The organism is Pseudomonas sp. GCM10022186 (assembly GCF_042656385.1).
GTDB lineage: Bacteria > Pseudomonadota > Gammaproteobacteria > Pseudomonadales > Pseudomonadaceae > Metapseudomonas.
Genome location: NZ_JBHSOU010000051.1, coordinates 1 through 1,826, shown reverse-complemented (window position 1 = coordinate 1,826; position 1,826 = coordinate 1). Strand labels below are relative to the sequence as shown.

Sequence of the window (1,826 nt, the reverse complement as noted above, 5' to 3'; positions counted from 1 at the left end):
AATCCGCTGAAGAACGCCCCGCACACCGCGCAGGAACTGGTCGGCGCGTGGACCCACCACTACAGCCGCGAACTGGCCGTGTACCCCGTCGCCAGCCTGGTGGAGGGCAAGTACTGGCCGCCGGTGGGCCGCGTGGACAACGTCTACGGCGACCGCAACCTGGTCTGCGCCTGCCCGTCCATCGAGGCCTACCAGGACGCCTGACAGTCGAGCCGGAAGGCCTCGGTAGGGGCCAATTCATTCGCCAAGGGCTGCGCAGCAGCCCCTGAACACTCCGTCGGGCAGGCCTGCGGCCTGCTCAGCGAATGAATTCGCCCCCACGAGGTCGATGCCACCCCTTACCGAACAAGAAGGAAACCGACCATGTTCCACAAGAGCCTGACCCTGTCCGATTTCGACCCTGCGCTGTTCGACGCCATCCGCCGCGAGGCCCAGCGCCAGGAAGACCATATCGAGCTGATCGCCTCGGAGAACTACACCAGCCCGCAGGTGATGCAGGCCCAGGGCAGCGAGCTGACCAACAAGTACGCCGAGGGCTATCCGGGCAAGCGCTACTACGGCGGCTGCGAGCATGTGGATGTGGTGGAGCAACTGGCCATCGACCGCGCCAAGGCGCTGTTCGGCGCCGACTACGCCAACGTCCAGCCGCACTCCGGCTCCCAGGCCAACGCGGCGGTCTACCTGGCCCTGCTGCAGGCCGGCGACACCATCCTCGGCATGAGCCTGGCCCATGGCGGCCACCTGACCCACGGCGCCAAGGTGTCGTCCTCGGGCAAGCTGTACAACGCGGTGCAGTACGGCATCGACGGCAACGGCCTGATCGACTACGACGAAGTGGAGCGCCTGGCCCTGGAGCACAAGCCGAAGATCATCGTCGCCGGCTTCTCCGCCTATTCGAAGACCCTGGACTTCCCGCGCTTTCGCGCCATCGCCGACAAGGTGGGCGCCTACCTCTTCGTCGACATGGCCCACGTCGCCGGCCTGGTAGCCGCCGGCCTGTACCCGAACCCGCTGCCTTATGCGGACGTGGTCACCACTACTACTCACAAGACCCTGCGTGGCCCCCGTGGCGGCCTGATCCTCGCCCGCGCCAATCCGGAGCTGGAGAAGAAGCTCAATGCCGCGGTGTTCCCGGGCGGGCAGGGCGGTCCGCTGATGCACGTGATCGCCGCCAAGGCGGTGTGCTTCAAGGAAGCGCTGGACCTGTCCTTCAAGGACTACCAGGCGCAGGTGATCAAGAACGCCCAGGCCATGGCCGAGGTGTTCATGGGGCGCGGCTATGACGTGGTCTCCGGCGGCACCGACAACCACCTGTTCCTGGTCAGCCTGATCCGCCAGGGCATCACCGGCAAGGATGCCGACGCCGCCCTCGGCCGTGCCGGCATCACGGTGAACAAGAACGCCGTGCCGAACGACCCGCAGTCTCCCTTCGTCACCTCCGGCCTGCGCATCGGCACCCCGGCGGTGACCACCCGCGGCTTCCAGGTGCCGGAGTGCCGCGCCCTGGCCGCCTGGATCTGCGACATCCTCGACCACCTCGGCGATGCCGACGTCGAGGCCCAGGTGGCGCGCCAGGTGGCGGCGCTCTGCGCACGCTTCCCGGTGTACCCGGCCTGATCGTCGAGCGGCCTTTGCGGGAGTCGAGATATGTCGCTGAGCGTTTTCGATCTGTTCAAGGTGGGCATCGGCCCCTCCAGCTCCCACACCGTGGGCCCGATGCGCGCCGCCGCACGCTTCGTCGACGGCCTGCGCCGGGAAAACCTGCTGGCCGACACCGAAAGCCTGAAAGTCGAGCTGTACGGCTCCCTCGGTGCCACCGGCAAGGG

Annotated in this window: 3 protein-coding genes; all 3 read left to right on the top strand. The window is 67.4% G+C overall.

Annotated features, from left to right (window positions below; genetic code table 11):
* A partial coding sequence (locus ACFPU0_RS17185; protein ID WP_377694328.1) for a hypothetical protein occupies window positions 1-204 on the top strand: 204 nt, incomplete at its 5' end.
* A 159-nt stretch (window positions 205-363) separates the two neighbouring features.
* The gene (gene glyA, locus ACFPU0_RS17180) at window positions 364-1,617 is read left to right on the top strand and encodes a serine hydroxymethyltransferase (RefSeq protein ID WP_377694450.1); all 1,254 of its coding nucleotides are present in this window, start codon (window positions 364-366) and stop codon (window positions 1,615-1,617) included.
* 30 nt (window positions 1,618-1,647) lie between these two features.
* A partial coding sequence (locus ACFPU0_RS17175; protein WP_377694451.1) for a serine dehydratase beta chain occupies window positions 1,648-1,826 on the top strand: 179 nt, incomplete at its 3' end.

Coding starts and splice junctions, on each gene's coding strand:
- glyA (WP_377694450.1), top strand. CDS start 364: ATGTTCCACAAGAGCCTGACCCTGTCCGATTTCGACCCTGCGCTGTTC.